The organism is Thalassotalea sp. ND16A (assembly GCF_000764205.1).
In the GTDB taxonomy this organism is placed as follows: domain Bacteria; phylum Pseudomonadota; class Gammaproteobacteria; order Enterobacterales; family Alteromonadaceae; genus Thalassotalea_A.
This window is the reverse complement of the sequence record NZ_JQDZ01000030.1, coordinates 18,384-38,547: the sequence shown is the minus strand read 5'-3', so window position 1 is coordinate 38,547 and position 20,164 is coordinate 18,384. Positions and strand designations below refer to the sequence as shown.

The 20,164-nt window shown below is 41.5% G+C and carries 18 protein-coding genes; 10 read left to right on the top strand and 8 right to left on the bottom strand.

All coding sequences use genetic code 11. The features are described from left to right. Positions 1-15: 15 nt before the first annotated feature. The 5 genes from purU to ND16A_RS14200 all read right to left on the bottom strand — a co-directional run bounded on the left by purU (position 16) and on the right by ND16A_RS14200 (position 5,993). Complete coding sequence (gene purU, locus ND16A_RS14180; RefSeq protein WP_033076598.1) at positions 16-885, bottom strand: formyltetrahydrofolate deformylase; 870 nt, start codon at positions 883-885, stop codon at positions 16-18. A 148-nt stretch (positions 886-1,033) separates the two neighbouring features. Beyond that, positions 1,034-3,145 carry a phosphate acetyltransferase gene (gene pta / locus ND16A_RS14185; protein WP_033076597.1) on the bottom strand — a complete coding sequence of 704 codons (2,112 nt, stop codon included), beginning with the start codon at positions 3,143-3,145 and terminating at the stop codon, positions 1,034-1,036. Position 3,146: 1 nt separating this feature from the next. Beyond that, positions 3,147-4,349 (bottom strand): acetate kinase, encoded by a 1,203-nt coding sequence (locus ND16A_RS14190; RefSeq protein WP_033076596.1) that lies wholly within the window; start codon positions 4,347-4,349, stop codon positions 3,147-3,149. A gap of 104 nt (positions 4,350-4,453) precedes the next feature. Next, complete coding sequence (locus ND16A_RS14195) at positions 4,454-5,014, bottom strand: DUF6942 family protein (protein WP_033076595.1); 561 nt, start codon at positions 5,012-5,014, stop codon at positions 4,454-4,456. A 46-nt stretch (positions 5,015-5,060) separates the two neighbouring features. Further along, positions 5,061-5,993, bottom strand: coding sequence for a response regulator transcription factor (locus tag ND16A_RS14200; RefSeq protein WP_033076594.1), 933 nt, complete (start codon positions 5,991-5,993; stop codon positions 5,061-5,063). 112 nt (positions 5,994-6,105) lie between these two features. Here ND16A_RS14200 and ND16A_RS14205 point away from each other — a divergent pair, with 112 nt between their 5' ends. The 4 genes from ND16A_RS14205 to ND16A_RS14220 all read left to right on the top strand — a co-directional run bounded on the left by ND16A_RS14205 (position 6,106) and on the right by ND16A_RS14220 (position 12,165). After that, positions 6,106-7,785, top strand: coding sequence for an FAD-binding dehydrogenase (locus tag ND16A_RS14205; RefSeq protein WP_033076593.1), 1,680 nt, complete (start codon positions 6,106-6,108; stop codon positions 7,783-7,785). 1,027 nt (positions 7,786-8,812) lie between these two features. Further along, on the top strand, positions 8,813-10,555 hold the full coding sequence (locus tag ND16A_RS14210) for a thiamine pyrophosphate-binding protein (protein ID WP_033076592.1): 1,743 nt from the start codon (positions 8,813-8,815) through the stop codon (positions 10,553-10,555). Between the two features lie 131 nt (positions 10,556-10,686). Then, positions 10,687-11,127, top strand: a complete 441-nt coding sequence (locus ND16A_RS14215) for a hypothetical protein (protein ID WP_033076591.1) — start codon at positions 10,687-10,689, stop codon at positions 11,125-11,127. A gap of 570 nt (positions 11,128-11,697) precedes the next feature. After that, positions 11,698-12,165 (top strand): YchJ family protein, encoded by a 468-nt coding sequence (locus ND16A_RS14220; protein ID WP_033076590.1) that lies wholly within the window; start codon positions 11,698-11,700, stop codon positions 12,163-12,165. Between the two features lie 121 nt (positions 12,166-12,286). Here the strand turns inward: ND16A_RS14220 and ND16A_RS14225 are convergent, their stop codons facing one another. Beyond that, positions 12,287-13,567 (bottom strand): ATP-binding protein, encoded by a 1,281-nt coding sequence (locus ND16A_RS14225; protein ID WP_033076589.1) that lies wholly within the window; start codon positions 13,565-13,567, stop codon positions 12,287-12,289. Between the two features lie 3 nt (positions 13,568-13,570). Beyond that, the gene (locus ND16A_RS14230; protein ID WP_033076652.1) at positions 13,571-14,266 is read right to left on the bottom strand and encodes a winged helix-turn-helix domain-containing protein; all 696 of its coding nucleotides are present in this window, start codon (positions 14,264-14,266) and stop codon (positions 13,571-13,573) included. 524 nt (positions 14,267-14,790) lie between these two features. On the opposite strand from ND16A_RS14230, the gene xthA reads away from it, so the two are divergent. Together xthA and rlmA are read left to right on the top strand one after the other, a co-directional pair. Beyond that, a complete protein-coding gene (gene xthA / locus ND16A_RS14235) occupies positions 14,791-15,597 on the top strand; it encodes an exodeoxyribonuclease III (RefSeq protein WP_033076588.1) in 807 nt (268 codons plus the stop codon). A gap of 47 nt (positions 15,598-15,644) precedes the next feature. Continuing rightward, on the top strand, positions 15,645-16,466 hold the full coding sequence (gene rlmA, locus ND16A_RS14240) for a 23S rRNA (guanine(745)-N(1))-methyltransferase (RefSeq protein ID WP_033076587.1): 822 nt from the start codon (positions 15,645-15,647) through the stop codon (positions 16,464-16,466). Positions 16,467-16,508: 42 nt separating this feature from the next. Here rlmA and yfbV read toward each other — a convergent pair whose 3' ends face one another. Next, positions 16,509-16,931, bottom strand: a complete 423-nt coding sequence (gene yfbV, locus ND16A_RS14245; RefSeq protein ID WP_033076586.1) for a terminus macrodomain insulation protein YfbV — start codon at positions 16,929-16,931, stop codon at positions 16,509-16,511. Between the two features lie 597 nt (positions 16,932-17,528). On the opposite strand from yfbV, the gene ND16A_RS14250 reads away from it, so the two are divergent. From ND16A_RS14250 to ND16A_RS14265, 4 genes are read left to right on the top strand one after another with little or no spacing between them, the layout of a single operon-like run. Continuing rightward, positions 17,529-17,915, top strand: a complete 387-nt coding sequence (locus tag ND16A_RS14250; protein WP_033076585.1) for an ACT domain-containing protein — start codon at positions 17,529-17,531, stop codon at positions 17,913-17,915. Between the two features lie 55 nt (positions 17,916-17,970). Then, positions 17,971-18,336, top strand: coding sequence for an ArsC family reductase (locus ND16A_RS14255; RefSeq protein WP_033076584.1), 366 nt, complete (start codon positions 17,971-17,973; stop codon positions 18,334-18,336). Continuing rightward, a complete protein-coding gene (gene dapE / locus ND16A_RS14260; RefSeq protein WP_033076583.1) occupies positions 18,329-19,465 on the top strand; it encodes a succinyl-diaminopimelate desuccinylase in 1,137 nt (378 codons plus the stop codon). Before ND16A_RS14255 ends, dapE begins: the two co-directional genes overlap by 8 nt. A 17-nt stretch (positions 19,466-19,482) precedes the next feature. Beyond that, entirely contained in the window at positions 19,483-20,163 is a 681-nt protein-coding gene (locus ND16A_RS14265; RefSeq protein WP_033076582.1) for a M15 family metallopeptidase, read from the top strand. The last annotated feature ends 1 nt before the right edge of the window (position 20,164 follow it).

Below are 20,164 nucleotides of genomic sequence, written 5' to 3'. Positions count from 1 at the left end.
CTCAATTGGCTGCGACTATAAAATTATCGTGCGTTGATCGTTTACCAGTATGCGGTCTTCAACATGCCAACGTACCGCTCTGGCAAGCGTTGTCGCTTCTGTGTCATGGCCTATTTCGATCATATCCTTGACCGATGTTGCATGGTCAACCGGTTTCACGTCTTGCACGATTATCGGCCCTTCATCTAAATCTGCCGTTACGTAATGCGCAGTGGCGCCAATAATTTTCACCCCTCGGTCGTGGGCTTGTTGATAAGGCTTAGCGCCTTTAAAGCCTGGCAGAAACGAGTGATGGATATTGATTGCCCGGCCTGCTATTTGGCGACATAGATCGTCAGAAAGAATTTGCATATAGCGGGCTAGCACTAACAAGTCGACATTGTTTTGCTGCATTATTTCAACAATTTGTGCCTCTTGTTGCGGCTTTGTGGTTTTGCTTATTGGCAAATAATGGAACGGAATCTTGTTAAATTCAACAATATCTCTGCAGGTTTCATGGTTCGAGATAACCCCGACGATATCGGCTTTTATTACCCCTGCCCGCCATTTGGTCAGTAACACATTCAAGCAATGTTCATCTTTACTCACTGCAATTAATATTTTTGGCCGGTAACTGGCGCAACGCAGTTGATAATCCATGTCCAGCTCTGCTGCCAAGTTGGCAAGAACCTGTTTAAATTGCGGCTCAGATACCGTTAACGTTCTGTCATCAAATTCAATGCGCATGTTAAAGATTTGCTGATCAGGGTCGGCATAATGCTTAACATTATTGATAAACGCCCCGTGTGCATAGAGCTCACCAGAGATGCGGGCGAGAACGCCCAATTTGTCAGGGCATTTCAGTTTTAGAATATAACTGTTGTTTGGTTTAATACTGGTTGGCATAAGGCTACTCACTTCATCTTAGTAGCCTCAATCTATAAATAGTTGACTGAAAATACAAGCATTTAAATGATATATCTAAGAATGCAACTAACTTGGTTTAGCCGGTATAGCACTAAACCAAAGTTACTCTGTACTTTTACTTTCTGCTTTAATTGTCTGCTTGTATCGCGGTTAAGGCAATGGTGTAGATAATATCATCCACCAGAGCGCCACGAGACAGGTCATTTACCGGTTTGTTCATCCCTTGCAGCATAGGTCCAATACTGACCAAATCGGCAGAGCGCTGCACTGCTTTATAAGTGGTATTACCGGTATTTAAATCCGGGAAGATGAATACCGTTGCCTTACCGGCCACTTTGCTGTTTGGCGCTTTTTTCTTAGCGACATTTTCCATGACTGCAGCATCGTATTGTAATGGCCCGTCAATCAATAAATCTGGCCGTTTTCGTTGAGCAAGTTTGGTGGCCAGCGCCACTTTTTCAACGTCTTGGCCGGTGCCGGAACTGCCGGTTGAGTAACTGATCATCGCCACTCTGGGCTCAATGCCAAATTTTTGCGCAGAGTCGGCCGATTGAATGGCAATATCGGCCAGTTGTTCGGCGTTTGGATCCGGGTTAATGGCACAATCACCATAGACAAAGACCTGATCAGGCAACAGCATAAAGAATATTGACGATACCAACGAATTACCCGGTGCGGTTTTAATCAGTTGTAGCGCCGGTCTGATAGTATTTGCCGTAGTATTAACGGCACCAGAGACTAAACCATCAACTTGGCCCAGTTGTAGCATCATGGTGGCCAACACTACGTTGTCTTTCAGTTCTTGGCGGGCAACAATTTCGGTGAGCCCCTTGTGCTTTCTTAACTCCATTAACGGGTTAATGTAATTTTCGATAATTGTTGTGGGATCGGTTATCAGTACGCCATCGGGTAAAGTGATACCCTGTTGCTCGGCAATTAATAAAATTTCGTCTTTATTGCCCAGTAACTGACATCTGGCGATGTTTCGCTCGGCACAAATTGCCGCCGCTTTTATCGTTCTAATGTCATTACCTTCGGGTAAGACAATCAGTTTATTGGCGGCTTTGGCTAAATCGGTCAGCTTGTGTCTAAATGCCGGTGGTGATAATAACTGACCTTGCACCTTGTCACCGACAAACTGTTCGATCCAATCTTGATTAATGCTGTCAGCAACAAACTGTTTCACCCGGTCCTGGCGCTGAATATCTTCTTCCGGAATTTCGGGGTTAAAACTTAATAAATGGCGTGAGGTTTCCCAGGTGTCCCAAGGCACGGATAACACTGGCAGACCGGTGTTAAACGCTTGTTGACAAAGCTCCATCACACTTTCATTGGGCTGATAACCATTGGTTAATAATAACGCGCCAACCTTGGTACCGTTTAGCGCCGATAAACAAGTGGCAATAATGATATCGGTTCTGTCCCCTGGGGTAACAATTAACCGGCCAGGTACCAGGTGACTTTTTAAGTTCGCCACCGTGCGCGCACAAAAACTGATACTACGTACCCGTCTATGCTCCATGTCACCTTCATTAATCACCCTGGCGGATAAATAGTTTTTAATTTCATTGACTCGCGGCGCGACCAAATCCATTTCCCAAGGCACTGCGCCAATCAGGGCAAAATTTGGTTTCTTGAAAATGGCTAAATCCTGCCAGGCCGTTAAGTCGTGTTCTTCGTTGAAGTCGGTCTCGTTTGGCAGTAAACCAAATACGTCTTTGTCCGGTGAATTGATTTTGTTGATGATACAACCTTTCACTCGTCGATTTTTAACGCCGCCAAAGGTTTTTGCGCTGAGCTCTATTCGGTCTTCAAACTGTTCCGGCGTGTCATTATCCGGGGTGGCGACAAAAACGATATCTGCCGATAGCGCTTGCGCAACTTCCTGATTTATTTTTGCCGCATAGGTTTGCCTTGGGGTTTGCACCACCCCTTCAATAATGACAATCTCTTGCTTGTAACCTTGAATATTGCCAACAATTTCTTCGAGCACAACGTCGAGTAAATCATCACCAACTTTCTCTTCAACGTAACTGATTGGGATAGAGCCAACATCCATATGACTAAACTCTGCCGGAGAATGGTAATCATTGGAAAGGACATTACGCGACGGTTGACTAATTGGTTTAAAATAACCAACATTTATCCCCAGTTGTTGCAGTTTATGATACAAGCCAAACGAGACACTGGTTAAACCAACACCAAAGCCTACTGGTACTAACATAATACGACGTGGCATATTATTTATCCTTGCTAATTAATTGATAGGTTTGTTCGGCAATGACTTGTTCTTCATTGGTGGCAATGACCCAACAATTATTTGACCCTTGTTTGGAGATCAGTCCAGACTTTCCGAACCTTACTTCTGTGTTTTTAGTTTCATCTAACTCAAGATTAAGCAGTTTCAATGAGTTGACGATACGCGAACGTACCAAGTTTGAATTTTCACCAATACCGCCGGTAAAAATTAAGCCATCAAAATGCGATAAACTTGCCATATATGAGGCAATGGTTTTGGCTACGCGATAACAAAAGATATCCATGGTTAAGTTCGCGCGAGCATCCTCGTCATTGATTATCGCCTCCTCGATGGTACGGCAGTCGTTACTCATTTCAGAAATACCCAATAAGCCACTTTCTTTATTAAGCAGTTTGTCGACATCGGTGGCGCTGTAATTTAATTGCTGAATTAAATGAAAAATAATACCGGGGTCAACATCACCACTGCGAGTGCCCATTACCACACCCTCGAGTGGTGTCAGGCCCATTGAGGTGTCAACACTTTGACCATTATCGATGGCGGTAACACTACAACCATTACCTAAATGCGCGCTGATCACACTGGTACTCCTAAAGGGCTTGTGCAACAGCTTCGCCGCTTGCTTGCCAACAAAATAGTGGCTGGTACCATGAAAGCCGTAACGACGAATGCCATGTTGCTGGTATAGCTTATAGGGTATGCCATAAATAAAGGCTTTTTCCGGCATCGATTGATGAAAGGCGGTATCAAACACGGCAACTTGCGGTAAATCAGCAAAGGCTTTTTCTGCGGCTTCAACGCCGATCAAATTTACCGGATTATGTAACGGTGCTAGCTTGGCTAACTCCTTGATGCGCTGCTTTACTGCATCAATAATGACTGTTGGTTGTGAATAGCTCTCACCACCATGAACAAGGCGGTGGCCAACCGCTAACAAATGCTCCACAAGATTATGCTCATATAATGCAGCAACAATAACATCAACCGCAGTTTGATGATCAAACGGCGGATTTAATCTGGTGCTGGTTTTTGTTCCTGCATAAGAGGTTTTAAGAAAAGCCTCAGCGCTTAATAAGCGCTCGGCAACACCACTGATAATCACCTTGCTGCTGTTGGGTTCGATCAGGGAAAATTTAAGTGACGAGCTGCCACAGTTGATCACTAAAACGGCATTTTTTGACATGGTAAAACCTGGATAAACGAAAGAAATTTTTTAGATGCGCTTAGTATAGTTTGAAAATATAACTAGTAATTGATTTAATTCAATAAAAATGTAGTTTTAATATTTTAGCTATGTTTCTTTTGTAAAGTTTTAATTAACTTAACCAGTTGCGTAATTTTCACATTGGATAATTGCCGATAATCAAAATAAGGACAGATGATCAGCCTTTTTTTCGGGTTTATGGCAAAGTCTTTATCGAGCCAGAGTAAGTGTTGCGAAAATGGCAAAGGCTGCACTAACCTTGCCGCATACGTTCTGCCCATAATGATATGGATATCGGTGGTGTTTGCGTCATTGGCGGCGTCAAAAATGTGATTAAAACTTGGCTGATTAAACAGTAATGCTTGCTCCGACCCTTTTTGCAGCAATGCTCTATCCCTTAACTCTTGCCAGCTGTGAAAATGCTTGGGCGCTAATTCAAAACACAGTTTGGCATAGACATTGAAAATTTTACGCCAGTGATTGCCGGTTAAACGGCCAATGTCGGAAATTTCTTCAGTGACCATCGGCTGCATGGTTACTAAAGACTGATATTGCTCCAGCGGCGGTCGGTTATCTAGGTACACTTTTAACGGTGCACTTAATTCGCCCAAGCCTGAGATCTGTTTGTTGTCTGTCTCTATCATCTCATTGCTTCACTATAATTCTGCACTTTAACATTGAAGTACGTGGTCATTGCTGCATCAACTTAATCAGCTCGCTCTTACTGCCAATATTCAGCTTTTGGTAAATTCGATACAAATGATTCGACACCGTTGAGGGTGATAAACCTAATTGTTTACCGGCAAGTTTAAACGTTAAGCCCTGCTCTATTGCCTGTACCACTTGTAGCTCGCGTTCGGTTAACAAGTCTAGTGGTCCTTGTGGCCATAACTCGACCAAGTACAAATCATTAAATGCGCTTAGTTTTACCTGTAAACCGTTAGCCAATGATTGTTGCTCAAATTGGTTCAATGCAAATGGCAACTTTGGCACCGATTGCTGTGGATAATGGCGTTCTAATAAATCGAGAAATGAGTCTTGTACTTGATGAAGATAACCTTGTTTATCGCATATCGCCTTATGATGGTGAATTGCACCAGTATGTTGTTCAAGTTGGAGAAACAAGGCATGATTGGCCGCCGTTAATAAATGATACAGCGCTTGTTTTTGACAACTTTTATCGTCTGCAGAAAACGGCTTATCACGTTCAAACCGATATAAGGTTAACAGCGTAAACAGCCCGGTTCTTTCATCTAAATGTATTGATGACAAGATACGCTCAATACCACAAGGTTTAAAACATTTTAGATAAATGTCTGATTGATAAAACTCCTCATCCTTGAGCAAGTCTTGCATATCAACGGGCGAGCCTAACTTAGTGAGTAACACATCCGCTAAAGGGTTGATGGTTAAATATTCTAATAAGCTATTTGCCAATTGCTCAGGCACATTAAATAGCGTTTGATTATGAAAAGTGGCGGTTTGTTGATGGCCGTTACTCCAGATAGCGCCATCAAATTCAAGCAATTGTTGCAGTTGCGTTAATGCCCAATGCCGATACTCGCGCAATTCAATTTTACCGGTAGCAGTATAAATATTGCCAATAAACTCTTGTAAATTCATTAAATTAACCTCTTGATGAAAATGTTTAGCATTGGGCTATTTTTACTATAGATAAGTTGAAGTGAGTAGCTATGATAATGCTATGACTTTATAACTCTGTAAAGAAGAATAAATGACGATTAGGCAAGATGGGCGAATAGATGCGCTAATCATTGGTGCTGGCATTGCAGGTTTAACGGCAGCGCTTGAATTAGCAAAACAGCAAAAACAGGTAGTCATTCTCGACAACCAGGACGAAAGCCAGGTTGGTGGGCTTGCTCGTTCCGCATTCGGTGGCATGGCATTAGTGGGCACACCAGAGCAAAAACGCAATGGCATCAAAGACAGTGCGGAAATCGCGCTAGAAGATTGGTATTCATTTGCAAATTTTAGTGATGATGATAAATATCCCAGGCAATGGGCAAAGCATTACGTAGAGCGTAGCTATGAAGATGTCTATTGCTACGTTAAAAACCTTGGTGTTAAATTTTTACCGGCGGTGAACTGGGTAGAAAGGGGCTTATATTCAGGCGGAAATTCACTGCCAAGATACCACGTGATGTGGGGCACATCGTTAGAGTTAGTCGATAAAGTGATGGCAGCTATTGCCCCTTATATCGATACCTATGTGCATTTCAAATTTAATCATCATGTCGACTCTTTATTGATCGATGAGAATAGAGTCGTTGGTTGTTGTGCAAGGCCTATCCAAATGGGCAATTTCAATATCAAAGCCAATGCCAACAGCAGTACCATTACCGACACCAACAAGAAGCATGACAATGCCGCATTAAATTTTTATGCTAAACATACCATTGTTGCCGGCGGTGGCTTTACCGGCAACTTAGATATGGTTAAACAGCACTGGCCAAGGACCTGGTCTAAACCACCAAAAACCCTATTAAATGGCACCCATCCAGGCAGCGATGGTGCCATGCACGACGAAGTCGCCAAATATGGTGGTCATTTAACTCACATGGATAAAATGTGGAATTATGCCGCCGGTATCCCCCACCCACAGCCAAAGTTTAGCGGTCATGGCTTGAGTTTAATTCCGTGTAAATCGGCTTTATGGCTAGATGCGGATGGCAAACGAATTGGTCCAAACCCGTTGGTTACCGGCTTTGATACCAACTATTTATGTCAACGCATGGCAGAGCAGGAACAAGGGTATGCCTGGCAGGTTTTAAACTGGAAAATCGCCAGTAAAGAATTTGCTATCTCTGGTGCCGAACATAACATCATGATCCGTGATAAAAAATTCTTCAGCTTTTTAAAAGAGACCTTGTTAGGAAATCATCGTTTGGTAAAACAAATGCAAACCGAAAGCGATCACTTTATTGTTGCCAACAGTGTTGCTGAACTCACCAAAAAGATGAATGCAATCGCAGCTGAAAACCCGATTGAACAAACCATATTGCAACAAACGTTGGATGATTATGATCAAATACTTGCCCGTCCTGAATCACAATGGAATGACGACCAAATTCGCCGCATTGAACACGCGCGCAAATGGAAAGCCGATAAATTAAGAACGTGTAAACCACATCCGATACAAGATAGCAAACACGGGCCGCTTATCGCCATAAAAGTGGTGTTGATCAGTCGTAAAAGTTTAGGTGGCATTCAAACCAATCTAGATTCGCAAGTCCTTGATAACAACGAACAATGCATTAACGGTTTGTTTGCCATTGGCGAGGCGGCCGGATTTGGTGGCGGTGGCGCCAGTGGTGCAAAATCATTAGAAGGTACCTTTTTATCTGGCTGTATTTTAACGGCTCAGCAGGCGGCAAGGTTTATAAACAAGGGCTAAAAGGTACAAGGTACAAGGTACAAGGTACAAGCAGGATATTTTAGCATTCGGATGTCTCTAAATACCATAGTCTCGCCACTGGCTGCGGGCTACTGGCAGAGTGTGTTTGCTGATAAATATATTTAATTTAACGCAATCTGCCCGAAGCTCGTTGCCAGAAGCCAATGGGTACAAGGTACAAGCAGGATATTTTAGTATTCGGATGTCTCTAAATACCATAGTCTCGCTACTGGCTGCGGGCTACTGGCAGAGTGTGTTTGCTGATAAATATATTTAATTTAACGCAATCTGCTCGAAGCTCGTTGCTAGAGGCCAATGGGTACAAGGTATAAGGTATAAGGTATAAGGTATAAGGTATAAGGTATAAGGTATAAGGTATAAGCAGGATATTTTAGCATTCGGATGTCTCTAAATACCATAGTCTCGCTACTGGCTGCGGGCTACTGGCAGAGTGTGTTTGCTGATAAATATATTTAATTTAACGCAATCTGCTCGAAGCTCGTTGCTAGAGGCCAATGGGTACAAGGTATAAGGTATAAGGTATAAGGTATAAGGTATAAGGTATAAGGTATAAGGTATAAGCAGGATATTTTAGCATTCGGATGTCTCTAAATACCATAGTCTCGCTACTGGCTGCGGGCTACTGGCAGAGTGTGTTTGCTGATAAATATATTTAATTTAACGCAATCTGCTCGAAGCTCGTTGCTAGAGGCCAATGGGTACAAGGTACAAGCAGGATATTTTAGCATTCGGATGTCTCTATGTATCCGAGACAGGGAACTGGGAACGAGGAACTAGGAACTAGGAACTATGTTCAGCTGGCTACTGGCAATTATGGGCATTACGAAATTTACACTGAAATTATTTAGAAAAATGCACTGCTCGAAGCTCGTTGTTCGAAGCTCGAAGCATTAACTACAGGTTACGGGCAGGTATGCGCATAGCGGTAAATGAACACTTAATTTATTAATATAAAATAAACAGCTCGCGGCTCGTTGCTCGAAGCCCGCAGCATTAAGGAAAAATAATGAAAAAAACGGCAGCATGGTTAGCAAAATATGCGTTAGAACAAGTGGGTGTTGAATACACCTTTGGAATTCCAGGGGTGCATAACACGGAACTGTATGACGAGTTGAATAATTCCGATCTCATTACCCCATATTTAGTGATGCATGAAGGCCATGGTGGCTTTATGGCAGACGCCATTAGTCGAACGACCGACGCCATCGGCGCTATGGTGATTGTTCCTGCGGCAGGTGTTACTCATGCCGCAAGTGGCATCGCCGAGGCTTACCTGGACGGAATTCCAATGTTGGTCATTTCCGGTGGCATCCGCAATGATTCAAAATTTAACTATCAGCTACATCAACTCGATCAATTAAAATTAGTAGAGGGTATTACTAAAGCCGCTTTTCGTGTTGATACCCATGAACAAGTAATAGATACCATATATAAAGCCTACAACATTGCCATCAGTGGTGAGCCAGGCCCGGTATTTGTTGAGATCCCGGTAAATTTGCAACTAGATAAAGCACAAATCACTGAAATCAAACCATACCAGCCAGCTGAACAGCAACCGTTAACAACAAAGACGATTGCGCAAATAAAAGCGGCTGCGCAGTTATTGGCTGAAGCTGATAATCCAGTTATTTTTGCTGGCTGGGGCGCGCTAAAAGCAAGCGCAGCATTAGTGAGTATTGCTGAACAAATAGGGGCGGCAGTTTCTACGACGTTACAAGGTATTAGTGCATTTCCAGCAAACCACCCTCTTCATGCCGGGTTTAGTTTTGGCCCGGCAGCCGCACCCGCGGCACAAAATGCCTTTGCTAAAGCCGATTGCGTACTTGCCATTGGCACTCGTTTTGCTGAAATTGCTACCGGCAGCTTTGGTGGCACCTTGCCGGAGAACTTAATTCATATCGATATCAACCCGGATGTGTTTGATTGTAATTTTAACACCAAACTGGCCATTACTGGCGATGCAACACAAGTGTGCGCACAGTTAAGTGAAGAGTTAGAAAAATTTGACTCATTAAGTAGCCAAAACAATTCTGCACTCAGCGCACAACTTGCTCAAGACAAACAAGCGCATCGACAAGATTGGTACAATCATGATTCAAAAGCCAGGGTAAATCCGGCGTTGTACTTTGATGAGTTAAGAAAGCAACTGAGTGATGATGGCTTTGTGGTCGTCGATGATGGTAATCATACGTTTTTAACGGCAGAGCTAATGCCAATTCATAACGCCAGGGGGTTTATTTCTCCTACCGACTTTAACTGTATGGGCTATGCCGTACCCGCGGCTATTGCCACAAAACTTGCTGCGCCAGATAAAGAAGTGGTGGCTGTGGTCGGCGATGGTGCGTTTATGATGACCTGCATGGAACTTGCAACTGCCGTTGCCAATAACATCGGCTGTATAATTGGGGTATTTAACGACGGGGAATTATCACAAATATCGCAAGCACAACAAATCCCTTATAACCGAAAAACCTGTACCGTATTACCGCAAACCAAGCTACAGGGAATTGCCACTGCCACCGGCGCTGAGTATATTCGCATACAAGGCAATGATGATATCAAGGCCGGGATCAGTAAAGCACGAACACTTAGCGCCAATAATAAACCGGTGATCTTAGACATTAATATTGATTATTCAAAACCAACGTCATTTACCCAGGGCATTGTGAAAACAAACTTAAAACGTATGCCATTGCCCACCAAAATGAGGCTGGTGGGTAGAGCGATTTATCGAAAAATTACCGACTAGTACTAAACCTATCAGCTTTCCGGTTGGTGGGGCTTCAGCCTCGCGTAATTATAGTAAAAGCTTGCATTTGTTTAAATTTACATATACTGTTGTTTTATACAGTAGTTTTGTGAGTTAGCTGGAGAGAGCAAATGAATAACCTTAACAACCTAATAAATAACGCTGAAAACAATGACTTAACACAGTCTGATTTAATACAAACTAAGTTTAATAACCCTTGGTTTAAAGTAGAAACGGTTAACGATGATGCCTTTTTCAGTGCTGATTTGGCAAAAGTGTGTATCAAAAACCAACAACAAAAGCGCTGGATATTATGTGTGGATGGCGATGATTCTAGGGTGCAGTCGTTAGCGAAAAGTATTGATAAATCAAAATTGTTACGAGTAAATGGACAACATCAACCCATTGCTTTTGATAAAATAGCCCGAGCGTTATTAAAAGGAAACTGTTCTACCGTTATCTTGTGTGACCCGCAACTCTCAGAGGAGCAATTGCTGATGTTGCAATCTTGTGCCAAACACGGCAAAACCGAATGCATCGTGGTGAAGAATACGCCAAAGCAATTACACTGATACCAATCCGTATAATGATTTACCCACTTAGAACTGCATGAACGGCATTAGAACAAGTGAAATTTGTGACGTTATAGTTATTCTCGGCTTTGGCATCCTGCGTCGCTCTACCTGCAGCATCCATGCTTTCGTACAGCGAACAGATTTTATGAAGTTATCATGTTGTTCATGAGTTCCCGAAGGGCGTGTTTTAACGGTTAATATGCGGCGTTATTGATTTTGACAAGGTTGCCACATGGATGTGGCGTATTAGAGCAACACAGGACGCAGTTGCCGAGAATTACCATTCTCGGCTTTGTCTCCTGAGTCGCCCTATCTCCACCATCCATGGTGTCGTCAGCAATCAATGCCTTGCCCATCAACCGTTAAAATCACGCTAAGTGGGAAAATGCTTATACGGAATGGTATACATTAAACAAGTCCATTTTTTGGCAATTTGTGCAGTTGTTTATTTCTCCAGTAATGAGCTGTTCCACCAGCTTTACTTGTACTCTTTGCCTTTTTCTCTTTCCTAACTGGCAGTGGATAAGTTATAGTTCGGCCCTCGTTAAACTACTCTTTAAATGAATTATGCAATGTCCTTGTGGCTCAGGCGGTACTTACCAGCTCTGTTGCCAAAGTTTTATTGAAGCGAAAGCGATACCGACAACTGCCGAGCAATTAATGCGCTCCCGTTTTAGCGCTTATGCCTTAAAAAATGCCGATTATCTGTTCTGTAGTTATGCCAAAGCATCTCGCGGAGCTAACTCTCTTGTCGATATTCAAGACTGGGCGGAGCAAACCACGTGGCTTGCCCTGGTGATTATCAGCACAGATCAAAGTGATGATGAATTTCATTACGTTGAGTTTGCTGCCACCTATTTAACCGGTAGCGAATTGTGGCAAATGCAGGAGAATTCCAGATTTATAAAAGAAGATGGAAAGTGGTGCTATGTAGATGGTGATGTGAAACACCACAAACTCATAAAGACTGTATCTCGCAACGAAACTTGTCCATGTAACAGTGGTAAAAAATTTAAACGCTGTTGTATGACATAATTACTATAGCCATTAGCGTAGCTGGATAGATTTTGAAGCATTCCTTGCTCTTATTCCAACCTGTAGAAGTATATAGTCAACTCTTCGCAGATTGGCCTTAAATCGGAATCACTAATATCGGTTAATTACTTTGCGGCCAGGACAAGATAAACTTGGCTCCGCCCAATTCACTATTTTCAACTCTGGCGCTGCCATTATGCCAAAGCATTATCTTATTCACTATCGCCAAACCAATACCAAAGCCTCCGGTATCTTTACCGCGACAGGACTCATATCTTGAAAATGCATCAAAGATAATCTCTTTAAAACTTTCCTCAACCCCTTTGCCATTGTCTTCAACGATGATGGTACATTGCCCAGAATCGGCAGCTAACGTCACTCGCACGACGCCATTACCATATTTCATCGCATTGGTGAGTAAGTTACTTAACGCTCGATTGATAAAGTGGCCGTCATAATCAGCCAGCAACCCATCCGCTTTACAATGCAGAGTGATATCAACGTCATTATGAGCAAAACTGGCTACTTGGTCATTAACTAGCAGCTTCAGATCATGATGTTGATAACTGATATTGGGTTGTTCATTTTCAAAGGCGGCATACACTAACAACTCATTAACCAACAACTCAAGCTCTTCTACATCGGTGGCAATTTTATCGATATACTTGTCTCGAGTTTCATCATCTTTGGCGCCGCGTAACACTTCCAATGCGAATTTACTTCTGGCCAGAGGTGTTCTTAGCTCATGCGATACCGCATTGGTTAATTCTTTATGGGCTTCAATTAAATTATTGATCCTTGATGCCATCATATTGAATGTGTTCATCATCGGCTGTACCAGCATAGATTCGGCTTTGCCTACTTTCGCTTTAAAGTCACCATGACCAAAATTTTTCGCCGTATTCGATAATTTATCCAGATCTTTCGAGATCGGCCACACCCAAAAGAAAATAACAATACCAATAAAAATGAAGATCAATACTCGGATCAAGGCTTCGGTACGGGGCCGGGTTGGAGAAGCAACTGGCCCGAGCATTAGTACCAATTTTTGTTCGACTATTGGCTGAAACAGGGTAATGTCATCATCGTCATAATAAACAGTGACTTTATCGCCTTTAACAAATTTTAGCTCAGGTAAGAGAACTTCCACATTTTCTTCAGGAATTAACTGAATGGGAATGTTATATCTGTCATTGGCTTTTTTAATCCGTGAATCCCATTGTTCCACAGGAAAATTTTTAAGGTGTTCATCAATGGCCAACAAAACAGTCTTATAGCCAGTATAAGATTCAACATCTTGTTCAACACTGACACTCCAAGCTTCGTCTAATAACCAGCTTAGAGCGCCAAAACAAGCAACAATTAAAAAATACAGACTAAAAAAGGAGCGACCTAGATTCATCACTTAGTTCCAGGCATCTGGCACAAATAAGTAACCTTGTCCCCAAATGGTTTTAATTCTAAATGGTGTTTCATTGCTATCGTGTAATTTTTTACGTAACCGTGAAATACGAACGTCAACACTTCTATCCATACCATCATATTCACGGCCAACAACCGCTTTGTAGATGTAGTCACGATTTTGCACTTCGCCGGCGCGTGTTGCTAATAACCACAATAAGTCAAATTCCTGACTGGTTAGGTCGATGCTCTCACCCGCTAACGTCACTTGTCGAGAGTTACGATTAATGTGCAAACCACCACAGGTAATTTCTGTTTTTTCATTGCCACCTTTTGGTAGTTGACCTCGTCGCAACAAGGCATTTACGCGAGCCAGCAACACTCTTGGTTCAACGGGTTTGGCCACATAATCATCGGCACCAATTTCTAAACCAAGCACTTGGTCAAAGTCAGTACTTTTTGCGGTTAACATTAAAATGGGATTGCCAAATGATGGACGTAAATCACGACATACGGTAAAACCATCTTTGCCAGGCAACATAACGTCTAAAATGATTAGGTCTGGTGAGAAATTTTCAACCGTTTTGGATACCGTATCCCCTCTAAATTCTTGTTTCACGTGAAAGCCTTCACTAACAAGAAAATCTTTAATCAAATCAGATAACTGCCTATCGTCTTCTACCAATAATATTTTTTTCAAACTTGTTTTATTTTCTGACATTAAATTTCGCTCCATTTATTATCATCAACTAATTTTGTAAGTTGTTGTAAAGTTTAGTAGAAAAGTTTGGCTTTAGTACATCTGGCTGTATTTATAACAAAAGAACGGGACAGTTCAAAATATTATTTCGTCAACAGCTTCACATTTGATTTACATACAAAGACCAAAACTATCAATATGTTACATATAAATTATAACAAAAAAATTACGTCTTTTGATAACAAATCAATACTCGCATTTACAATCTAATTACATTCCCTCGTTAAATTGTCATATTAAGCAGTAAACATTGGCCAAAACTTGCTCCTGGTTACATTTTAGTTTATTGATTTATAAAGATAAATCTAAAAATATATTTTTTTTGTTTATATCCCGTTATCAGCGTCAAAACAGTTCTTATCGCCGCGGTTAAAAACGTAAATGTATGCGCTATTTTTCATTCAAGAGTAAGCGATTTTCTGGTAGCATAGCTGCACTTTAACAATTAAAAATTAAATACCCTTATGAAAGTTATCTCCTTCAATATAAACGGCCTGCGTGCTCGTTTGCACCAGTTACAAGCGATTATTGACAAACACCAACCTGACATTATTGGTTTACAAGAAATTAAAGTTCATGATGAAGCGTTTCCCTTAGCGGATGTTGAAGCTATGGGTTATCACGTGTATTTTCATGGCCAAAAAGCGCATTATGGCGTAGCCATGCTCTGCAAAAAGCAGCCAATCTCTGTACAGAAAGGCTTCCCCAGCGATTGTGATGATATGCAAAAACGGATGATAATGGTGAAAACCACTAATGATAAAGGCGAAGAAGTTACCGTACTAAATGGCTATTTTCCGCAAGGCGATAATATCGCCCATGAAACCAAATTTCCTTATAAACGCCAATTTTATAAAGACTTGATGACTTACTTAAATGATCACCACAATCGAGATGAAAACGTTATTGTCATGGGTGATATCAACATATCTCCTGTTGATCTAGATATAGGTATTGGTGAACCGAACGCCAAGCGTTGGTTAAAAACCGGCAAATGCAGTTTTCAGCCAGAAGAAAGACAGTGGTTAGCAACGCTGATGGACTGGGGTTTTAAAGATACATTCCGTGAGCTTCACCCTGAGCGTAGTGAGCGCTATTCCTGGTTTGATTACCGTTCACGCGGATTTGATGATAACCGCGGTCTGCGTATTGATGTGGTATTAGCGACAACAAAGTTAAGTGCAACATGCGTTGAGTCGGATATTGATTATGAATTAAGAGGTATTGAAAAACCTTCTGATCATGCCCCTATCTGGTCTACTTTTGAATAATGGCTAAAGCCAAATCCACCATTAGTTTTATCTGAGAAATATTTAACGTGAATAATACCAGTCATTACCTCTGCCCTATCTGCCAGCATGCATTAACACTGCAAGATAAAGTATACCGTTGCGATAATAACCATGCTTTTGATCAGGCCAAAGAAGGTTACGTTAATTTACTTCCGGTGCAGTTTAAACATTCGAAGGATCCCGGCGACAATAAACAGATGGTTAATGCTCGTCGCGCTTTTTTAGAGTCAGGTTGTTATCAACCCTTGCGTGACACTCTGGTAAAGCTTTATCAGCAATACATTAACGGCGGTAACGTCATAGATGCGGGCTGTGGTGAGGGTTACTATACCATGGCTCACAGCATGGATAATAACCAGGTTTATGGCGTAGATATTGCGAAAAACGCGGTGAAAATTGCCGCTAAAAAATATAAGCAATGTCACTTTAGTGTTGCTTCTATCGCGCAACTGCCCTTTGCTGATGGCTTTGCTAAATGGTTATATTCCATTTATGCACCGATTAAAACTGAAGAATTCAGCCGCTTGCTGGCTGATGACGGTTACCTGGTTACCGTAACTCCTGGTGAAAAACATTTGTGGGAATTAAAGCAAATGATTTATCAAACGCCAAAGTATCATAATATTGGCAAGCAACAACTGGATGGTTTTGAGTTGGTTGCAGAAGAGAACCTTAATTATGAAATGTTATTTGCTCATGGTGAACAAGCATTAACGCTATTGGCAATGACACCTTTCGCGTTTAAATCTTCAGAGCAACTATTAAGCGATTTACAACAAGCCAATAATTTTATCTGTCAGGCAGACTTTATGATCAGGGTATATAAGAAGTCTATCGTAAGCTCTTAGGGTTTAGGAGCCAGGGACTAAGGACTAGGAGAGGTTATGAAGTTAACCGATGCGGTGATAAGAAAAGTGTAATAGTTTGGCCAAATCCAGGAAAGTTGGCTTAATTAGCGAAAATTCTGTATCTACAGGCTTGTCTTTGATTTTTTCCACACCATTTTTATACCAACTTTTTAACGATGGCGGTAACGGTTCTTTTGATTTGTTATACATTAAAAATAACGATTGCACCGGCAAAGAGCCAATGAACAAAGCATAAAACAGCGCTTGTTTTAATTGCTCCACACCAATAAACAGTATTGGCAGTAAAAAAGCTAACGCCGCTAAGGGGGCGCCATACTTCAACACGAACCGGCTCACGATTACCGCCCGATATTCAGCAAAGTAATTTAACAGCTCAGGTTGAGCTGGCCAAAATTCAATATATTGGCGGCCTTGTTTTAGCTGTTGTTGTAAAGATATTTGCATGAGCTTAGTTTAAGTGAAATTACTCTTTAAAGATAACACATAATGGTTAACCTACCCTGTTATTTAATGTGTTAAATCGTTACAAATATTATACAAGATCAATAAAAGCATAAACAATGCTATTCAGCGTTTGATAAAAACTACTGTATAAAGATCAATTTTCAAGGTGAATATGGATATATTTTCTAATTTTAATCAACAAAAACAGTAGATATGATCAATTTATAACAAGAAAGCCATTAAATGATCTGTAGGCTATAAAATATACAACAATAGCTATAGGTTACTTTTTACCCGCAAGTGAAATATCATTAAAATACATGCACTTAATTAACATATAAATAGTTATAAACAATATTACCCACAGCTTTTGTGGATAATACTAAAAGCATAAAAACATTATAAGATTGAATAATAATGAATTTTGCAATTATATTGCTTCGCTTTAGAGAAACTTAGTGGCAAATAAGGTTAAGGGTCTAATAAATAACAATTTCAACTAAACAAAGGCTGTTATTATGTCGCCACCTATACCATTAGTATTTTCTCTGCGTTATAGTACAAAGGATAAGAAAATTACGCCAGGAAGGTAAATAAATGACAAAGCAAACACTGCAATTATTAGATGAATCCTTTAATATTCATAGCCTCACTCCTGATTCGCAGGTACCTAGTGAAGTATTTGATGCAAAAATATATTTTATTGGCAAAACGTATGATGAATTATCGATTGTGGTACCCGCAAATGTTCACATAGAAAGTTTAGAAGTAGAACCCGATTGGCGAGCGTTAGAAGTTCTTGGTCCATTAGGTTTCTCATTAACCGGAATTCTATCGAATATCTCCGGGGTTTTAGCCGAGAAAAAGATCAGCATATTCGCCATATCTACTTTCGACACTGACTACATTCTGGTGAAAAAAGCGAATCTGAAAAACGCAGTTAACGCATTACGTGCAGACGATTACCTGGTGATAAACGACTAGTTAACCGGAATCCGGGATAAGCAGTACTTGCTCAACACATAAAAAGAGAGCCACAATGACAATTCTTTATGGTATCCACAATTGCGATACAGTAAAAAAAGCCAAAGCCTGGTTAGATAAATCCAAGGTAGCGTATCAATTTCACGATTTACGCAAAGATGGCATAAATGAAGCCCTGTTGGCACAGTTCGTCGCGAAGGCAGGCTGGAACGCGCTGATTAATAAACGCAGCACAACCTATCGCAGTTTACCGGAAGAAATAAAAAACAACTTAACCGATGAGGTAGCCAAAGCTACGGTTTTAGAGCAACCAACGCTATTAAAAAGGCCGCTGCTGATCAATGAGAGCGAGCTACACTTAGGCTTCAAAGCGCCACAATATCAAGCGATATTTGGCCAGGAGGGCGCAACTAATGTATAATTCATCGGCTGTTATTGAGTTAACCAAAGATTTAATTTCAAGAAAATCGGTGACCCCACTCGATGAGGGCTGCCAGGAGCTCATGGCAGATAGATTAACTGCAGCAGGTTTTACCAATGAATCTATGGTATTTGAAGATACCACCAATATGTGGGCTCGACGAGGCAGCGAGCATCCAGTGTTTTGTTTTGCCGGTCACACCGATGTTGTTCCTGCCGGGCCTGATTCTAAATGGCATACCCCGGCATTTGAACCAACCATAAAAGACGGCTGGTTATATGGTAGAGGCGCGGCCGACATGAAAGGCTCGTTGGCTGCTATGATTGTCGCGACAGAACGTTTCGTCAATGATTTTCCCGATCACAACGGCTCTATCGCCTATTTAATTACCTCCGATGAAGAAGGCCCGTTTATCAACGGTACCACTCGGGTAATTGATACCTTAGAAGCTCGTAATGAAAAAATTGACTGGTGTATTGTTGGCGAACCATCGAGTACGGAAAAAGCCGGAGATGTAGTAAAAAATGGTCGTAGAGGTTCAATCACTGGCGATTTAATCATTCATGGTGTTCAAGGTCATGTGGCTTACCCACACTTAGTGAAAAACCCGATTCATCTGGCAACCCCAGCTCTCACTGAGTTAAGCACACAAGTTTGGGATCATGGCAACGAGTACTTCCCACCTACCAGTTTTCAATTATCAAACCTGAACTCAGGTACGGGCGCCACCAATGTGGTGCCAGGAGAGTTACATGCCATCTTTAATCTTAGATACAGTACTGAAATCAATGATGACATCATCATCGAACGGGTAACCAGTATCCTTGATAAGCATGAGCTGGATTACGAGATAAAATGGACCTTTAATGGTAAACCCTTTATTACTGGCGAAGGAAAATTGTTAACCTCGGTCGTGGAATCGATCGCCGAGGCCAATGGGGTTACTTGTACACCGTCAACCGCGGGCGGTACCTCTGATGGCCGTTTTATTGCTCCTACAGGCGCGCAAGTTGTTGAATTAGGGCCAACCAATGCCACTATCCATAAAGTCAATGAAAGCGTGAACTGCCAAGACCTGGAAGACCTGGTTGAGATGTATTATTTAATTATGAAAAAGCTGTTAACTTAAATTAATTCTGTTAAACAATGAATAAAGCAACAAATGCAACTAATGTTATTGGTTTGAATGACAGCCATATCCACTACTTTAATGAAGGTTTAGGTATTCATAAGGATATGGTTGCCGCATTTTTGCAAATGCAACAAGCGGCAGCAAAAGATGGTTTTGATTTAAAAATTGCCAGTGGTTATCGCTCTTTTGCCAGACAGTTGGCCATTTTTAATGCTAAGTTAGCCGGTGTTCGTCCGATATTAGATGCCAATAATCAGCCGATTGATTGTGCCAATTTGTCTGCTACTGAAAAAATTAGCCGCATTTTATTATTCTCTGCCCTACCCGGTGGCAGCCGCCATCATTGGGGCACCGATATAGACGTATACGATCCCAATTTATTAGCGGGCAAACCATTACAACTCGAACCTTGGGAATATCATGCGCAAGGGCCTTTTGCTCCTCTGTCTCAATGGTTAGATGAAAATATGGGGTCGTTTGGTTTTTATCGGCCATATGATAAATATCGAGGTGGGGTTGCCATCGAACCCTGGCACCTATCTTACCAGCCCATTGCAGCCTTATGCATTGAGCAGCTTAGCATTGAGTTACTGCACGATTGCATTGAACAAAGTGATATACTCAATAAAGAAGAAATACTGGCTATGCTCGATAGTATTTATCAGCGTTTTATCATCAACGTAGGAAGCCCTTAAT